8 protein-coding genes are annotated in these 6,062 nt (G+C 52.1%); 3 read left to right on the forward strand and 5 right to left on the reverse strand.

Going from position 1 to position 6,062, the window contains the following annotated elements; translation table 11 throughout:
• The 4 genes from VIN66_RS18615 to VIN66_RS18630 form a co-directional block, all read right to left on the reverse strand.
• Nucleotides 1-663, reverse strand: a 663-nt coding sequence (locus VIN66_RS18615; RefSeq protein ID WP_331925381.1) for an HDOD domain-containing protein, incomplete at its 3' end; no start/stop codon positions are given.
• Between the two features lie 105 nt (nt 664-768).
• Nucleotides 769-1,233, reverse strand: a complete 465-nt coding sequence (locus VIN66_RS18620) for a hypothetical protein (protein WP_230818607.1) — start codon at nt 1,231-1,233, stop codon at nt 769-771.
• Nucleotides 1,234-1,343: 110 nt separating this feature from the next.
• Nucleotides 1,344-3,191 carry a M48 family metallopeptidase gene (locus tag VIN66_RS18625; protein WP_331925382.1) on the reverse strand — a complete coding sequence of 616 codons (1,848 nt, stop codon included), beginning with the start codon at nt 3,189-3,191 and terminating at the stop codon, nt 1,344-1,346.
• Between the two features lie 10 nt (nt 3,192-3,201).
• Nucleotides 3,202-3,792 (reverse strand): LemA family protein, encoded by a 591-nt coding sequence (locus VIN66_RS18630; RefSeq protein WP_134052091.1) that lies wholly within the window; start codon nt 3,790-3,792, stop codon nt 3,202-3,204.
• 174 nt (nt 3,793-3,966) lie between these two features.
• On the opposite strand from VIN66_RS18630, the gene glpE reads away from it, so the two are divergent.
• Together glpE and glpG are read left to right on the forward strand one after the other, a co-directional pair.
• Complete coding sequence (gene glpE / locus VIN66_RS18635; protein WP_331925383.1) at nt 3,967-4,293, forward strand: thiosulfate sulfurtransferase GlpE; 327 nt, start codon at nt 3,967-3,969, stop codon at nt 4,291-4,293.
• Nucleotides 4,286-5,119, forward strand: a complete 834-nt coding sequence (glpG, locus tag VIN66_RS18640; RefSeq protein WP_331925384.1) for a rhomboid family intramembrane serine protease GlpG — start codon at nt 4,286-4,288, stop codon at nt 5,117-5,119. The genes glpE and glpG overlap by 8 nt, the downstream gene beginning before the upstream one ends.
• Here the strand turns inward: glpG and VIN66_RS18645 are convergent.
• Nucleotides 5,113-5,523: a flagellar basal body-associated protein FliL gene (locus VIN66_RS18645; protein WP_134052084.1), complete on the reverse strand. Its 411-nt coding sequence runs from the start codon at nt 5,521-5,523 to the stop codon at nt 5,113-5,115. The genes glpG and VIN66_RS18645 overlap by 7 nt on opposite strands.
• A gap of 179 nt (nt 5,524-5,702) precedes the next feature.
• Here VIN66_RS18645 and VIN66_RS18650 point away from each other — a divergent pair.
• Nucleotides 5,703-6,062 (forward strand): chorismate--pyruvate lyase family protein (locus VIN66_RS18650; protein ID WP_331925385.1); only part of this gene is annotated, 360 nt, incomplete at its 3' end.

Raw genomic sequence — 6,062 nt, forward strand, 5'->3', positions numbered from 1 at the left:
GTCAGACTCCAGCATTAAGGCCGGGCTGTGGTGATAGGCAATAACATTGCATAACTCGGCGGTTAAGCCCCAGGACTCGGCAATCAGGTAGCCGAGCACTTCGTGGCAGGTTTGAAAATACTGCTCTTCAATCTCGCTGTAACCATGCTGCGCCAGTAAGCCTTGCTGCATCACTTGCTCGTAGTTTGGTGCCTGTTGGTGTATCAGGGCAATACCGGCGTTGTGAAACAAGCCCAGGCTGTAACAGTCATCCTGCACCGTCTGCGCATAATTAAAATGCTTTGCCAGAGTCATGGCGATATTGGCTGTTTGCAGCGCGCTGGACCACAGCTTCAAACTGAATTTGTCATCGCGGCCTTCCGCCAGCGTGAAGCGCAATAATACACTGCGCACCAGTTTCAGCACCCGGTTCACACCGAGAAACTTACACGCGTGTTCAACCGAAGTGATTTTTTGCCGCAGACCAAAAAACGCTGAATTAACGACTTTCAGGGTAAAACCGGCAATGCCGATATCCAGATTAATTAACGCGGCGATGCGTTTAATATTGGGCTGAGGGGTATCAAGCTGCTGTTGGATATGCTGCAGAATTTCCGGCTGTGGCGGAATGGTAAAGCCATTAAGCGCCTGTTCTATTGCTGACATGTCAATGGCCTGCGCCATAAGGCTATCTCCGGAATAAACTGCACAACTGCCCGCTAATAGTAAGGGCCGCTACCGTGAAATGTAAAACAGTTTTACTGAATAAAATGGCACGCCGCCAGCCGGTTATGAATCGAGATAGGGCCGGCCTGACATCAGTTGCTGCGCAAGCTGTTGCTCATTTTGCTGCTCATTGAGCTGTAAATCATTGAATTGCACGTCAAACTGGATTAACTCTTCATCGTCCAGATGCTGTGCTATCAACCGGTCTGGTACCTGGCCAACCTGACGGTAAGCATTAATGGCTACCTGCGCCGCCTGCTCCATCAGTGACAGAAAATGTCCCAGCGGGAACTGTTGAAAAATGTCGGCGTCCAGATGCGCCCAACCCAGTAAGTCACCACTGATACTGCCATCAGCATGGTCGGTGAACAACATCGATACTGCCGGGCAGCTAGGGTTTTCACCCGGCTGAAACTGTTCGGCATCTTCGCTGTTAAATACCAGCACATAACCAAAACCTGGGCTGCCTTCAGCATCCATTTCGTCAAACGATGTATCGTACATCAGAAACAAGCGATTATCAGTCATGACGTTTTCCTGCTGAAAAAATGGGCGCTAATTCTACCTGAAATTCCACCGATGCTAAAGCATCAAAGGGCAGGTTCTGCAGATTATCGTCAGGTAAACCATATTACCGGTTATAACTCAGGCTGATAGGGTATTTCTAATAGCAGCGCCAGAGCAAGCAATAGTGCCTGCTCGGGAAGTTGTAACAGAGTATCGGCCCGTACACAGGTATCTACCGCCCGCCACAGCTGCTGCTTTTGCAGCGGAGCCAGTGCCAGCAATTGCGGTAGCTGTTGTTCCAGCACGCTGAAGTTTATCTCGGGCCGTTCAGTCGCCAGGCTAAAAGGCAGTTGCTGCTGTGCGGCCTGCCAGGCTTGTTGTTGCGCCTTGTCATCGCCTGCCGCGCTGCTGACCAGCGCCAGCAGGGCGCTGACGGCAGCTGTCTGCTGGCTGAGGTTCTGGCTGGAAGAGCGCTGGTTAATCCTGTTTGTCTGGTAATGCACCGCCACGCTGTGTTCAACAAACTGCCAACAAAGCCACTGCGTAAGGCCCGGTGTTGCAGTCGCGTCACGCAGTGCCTGGATAAGCTGTTGAAATTGCTTAAAACGCAGCTCTGACAGGGTTTTCAGTGCAGGCATGGCCAGCTGCAGTAACTGAACCTGCTGCAAGGCGTTGAGATGTTCGACACTGTCACACAGCTGATCGACCTGTTGCAGCACGGCGGCTGAACCCATTTCTTTAATCAGGTGCAGTTGCCGCGCGCGGGTATCGTCTTCCTGACGTAGTAACAGACAGCAAATCAGCGCAATTGCAGGTTCACTCTGGCGGCTGCTGTGTAGCAGTAACAACGGCAGTGCCTGTTGTAAGCGTTCTGTGGCTGTTGCTGCTTTGGGTGTATTAACTTCTGCATCCGCGGTGTCGGTGGCAACTTGCGCTGAACGCACAGTGGGGAACTTGCCATTCCAGTGTGGTTCCAGCCGCTTGATCCGTGTCGCTAAAGGTGGGTGGGTAGCGAAAATAGACGCCCAGCGGCTGATGGCTTCGGCGAAAAACAAATGGCTGCTTTCATCAGCATTACTGTTGCTGACCTTACTGTGCTGGCTATGGCTGCCAATAACCTTTAGCGCACCAGCAATACCGCGTGGGTTGCGGGTAAATTGCACTGCACTGGCGTCGGCCAGAAATTCACGCTGGCGGCTGACAGCGGCTTTAATCAGATTGCCAAAAAACGAGCCCAGATAACCGATAATGACCAGCCCCAGTGCCAGCAATAAAATAGCGCCGGCGCCGTTTTTATTGTTGCCTGAGCGGCCTGATCCAATGCGTACCGCGCTACTGCCCCTGCTGCCGCGCAGCATGTAGTAGCCGATATGGCCCAAAAACAGTATGCCGTTTAGTATCGCAATCAGGCGGATATTCATCCGCATGTCACCGTTCAGAATATGGCTGAATTCATGCGCTACAACCCCCTGCAGCTCATCACGGTTTAATTGCTCAATGCAGCCCCGGGTAACACCTATCACCGCATCTGATGGGCTGTAGCCTGCAGCAAAAGCATTGATACCCGTCTCTGGCAACAGGTAAACCGGCGGTACAGGGGTATTGGCCGCCAGGGCCATTTCTTCAACAACGTTGAGTAGTCGCCGCTGCAGGGGATCCTGACTGTCGGGCGATAGTCTTATACCACCAAGAGACTCGGCCACCACTTTGCCGCCAGCGCGTAATTGCAGCCATTTAACCAGTACTGCAATACCAACCGCACTGAGTACGACGGCGCTAACCGCAACAACCAGGTCCCAGGGCAAGGTTTGCCAATGCCAGGGGCCGGACAGCTGTTGCGGGTCAACAAAACCCAGGCTGATTAAGGCGATAATGTTCGTCAGCAGTAACAGCAACAGTACTGCCAGCGAAAACAACAGCACCAGAATGCGGGTATTTCGCCGGGCTAAATCCTGCTGTGAGAAGAAGTTACTGCTCATCTGGCGTCAATCAGAAACTGACTTTAGGCGCCGCCTGAATGGCCGCACTGTCGGAAAACTCCAGCAGTTTGGCATCGGCGGCATGGCCAAAACTGGCAGCAAAAATAACCGGTGGGAAACTTTGCTTATAGCTGTTGTAGTCTGTTACCGCGTCGTTAAACGCCTGACGGGCAAATGCCACCCGGTTTTCAGTACTGGTAAGCTCTTCCGACAATTGCATCATGTTCTGATTCGCTTTTAAGTCAGGGTACGCTTCCATCACCACGTTCATCCGGCTCATGGCGCTTTGCAGCGCGCTTTCGGCACCGGCCAGCTGGCTGATAGCACCTGCATCGCCCGGGTTGTTTGCCGCCACTTTCAGACCGGCCAGTGCGGCGTTACGTGCGCTAATCACCGCCTCCAGTGTGTCGCGCTCGTGTGCCATGTAGGCTTTAGCGGTTTCTACCAGATTAGGGATCAGATCGTAACGACGTTTCAGCTGCACTTCTATTTGCGCAAAGGCATTCTGAAAGCGGTTTTTCAGTTTAACCAGCTGGTTAAAGATGCTGATAACCCAGAATACAAGTACAACGAGAATAGCCAGAATAATCAGGCTGGTCATAGTAGCTCCGACAAAACGATATATTTGGTTGCTATTGTTAACAATAGTTTAAACACTGTCCAGCGTTTATTCGCTGAACTAACACTAAAGTACGCTGGCCTGAAGGCTATGTGGTTCGGCTGGTAATTCCTGTGTGCTGAGGTATCATAGCCGGCAGTATTAAACGAGGTTTGTATGAGTGATTTTCAACATATTTCAGTAGCAGATACCGCTAAGTTGCTGGCAGATAATAAGGTAGTGGTTGCTGATATCCGCGATGAGGGCAGTTTTGCCGCCGGGCACATTGATGGTGCCTACCATCTTACTAACGGCAGTCTGAATAGCTTTATGCAGCAGTTCGAATTTGACCAGCCGGTGGTCGTGGTGTGCTATCACGGCAACTCGAGCCAGGGGGCAGCGCAGTATCTGGTGCAGCAAGGCTTTGAACAGGTATACAGCATGGATGGCGGCTTTGAAAGCTGGCGTACTCAGCTGCCTTACGTGAGCGGCGACAGTGCATAAGTTTGCCGAACTTAATTCAGCGCAGGCGGCTCAGCTGTTTGCCGGCTACTGTACGGCCCGGGGCCTGAATGTCAGTGCTGTGGTGCAGCGGCCTGATCTTGCTGAACTGTATGGCGACGCAGAGCAGCTGGGCGCAATTGAGCAAGAATTTGGCCGCTTTGTTCAGCAGCCGGAGCATCCGCGTTATCAGGCGGCGGCCTGGCAACTGAGCCAACCGGCGGCAACCGAAAGCGCTGCCGCTTTGCTACAAATGAATATACTGCAGTGGTGGCAGCAGGCGCCGTTTACCTGTGTGATTTTACTACTATGTTTGCTGGTATATGTCTGGCAACAACTGGACTGGCGCAGCAGCAGTGCGGCACTGCAACTGACAGAGCCCGCGCAGTTATGGCGCTGGTTCAGCCCGATGTTAATGCATTTTTCACTGACTCATCTGGTGTTTAATCTGGCCTGGTGGCTGTATCTCGGTCGTCAGCTTGAGCAGCGCCTTGGCAGTGTTCTGTTGTTGAATATTGCCTTGACCGTGGCGTTGGTGTCGAACGCGGCACAGTATTTTATTGTGGGTCCGCATTTTGGCGGTTTGTCCGGCGTAGTGTATGGCCTGTTTGGTTATTTCTGGCTGGCGGGGCGGTTAAACCCAGCGCAAGGCCTGCATATCAGTAATGGCCTGGCTGGCTTTATGTTGTTATGGCTGCTGCTGGGCTTTTTTGACCTGTTGTGGGTCAGTATGGCGAACTGGGCACATTTAGGCGGACTGATTGCCGGTTTGCTCTGGGCGTGGTTATTGCGTCACCAGCGCGCACGCAGAATACCGGCATCTCACTGATACAGGTATTTGGTAAACAGAATATCGCGGATCATGGTTTCGCCGGCTTCTTTTTTCATCGTTTGTTGCAGCTTTTCCAGAATCGCCAGGCGGATTTCCTCGCGACCTGTCAGCGATTTGATTTTGTCTTCCGGCTGTTTGGTAAAAATGCCGATAATGATGTCGAGGATCAGCGGTTCATGGTGCTCTATCGCAGGCAGAAATGCTTTGTCTTCCAGCATCAGCTCTACGGTTACCCGGATATAGCCAAGGCTGCGGCGGTTACCGGAAATATAGTTGGTAACAATGTCCGGGTCGAAGCCGTAATAGACTACTTCCTTAGGCTGGTCCTGCGCAGTTGTATGCGTGGAGACCAGTAACAACGGGGCAGACAACAATAGCGGAAGCAGCAGGCGTTTTATCATAACTATCACTTTTGGTTGGTAAAAATAGGCCAGCAAGGACACTAACCATAGCGTTATGGCTGCTATTTTACCAGCTAACGTGCTCTGCAGTAAGCCGTTTTTCTCAGCGGATTGCTGCTGAAAATCCGGCCGTAACTTGTTATGATGCCGCCAGACTCCCTGCAGGCAGAATTTTCGTTGTGAGTATTCCTGTTATTTCGCTTGATACAGACTGGCATCAGGCTCAAAACTGTTCGTTACCATCAGAGCTGGCGCCCTGGATCCTCGAGCCAGCCTCTCTGACCGCAAGGTTAAAGCGTCACTGCGATGAGTTTCGGGTTCAGGTGCTTAATGAGCAGCGTGCAACTTTGCCTGCATTTTTGCAGCCATTGCTGCCCGGCACTGGGCGGGCACAGCTGCGTGAGGTTATTCTCTGGTGTGATGGTAAACCCTGTGTTTATGGCCAGAGCTGGTTGCCAGAACAGACCATTAAAACCTTACGGCCTCTGGCCGATATGGGGGAGCGCCCGTTAGGAGATTATATCTTTCAGCAACCAGGG

Origin of the sequence: Rheinheimera sp., from assembly GCF_036568245.1 — a bacterium.
Taxonomy (GTDB): domain Bacteria; phylum Pseudomonadota; class Gammaproteobacteria; order Enterobacterales; family Alteromonadaceae; genus Alishewanella.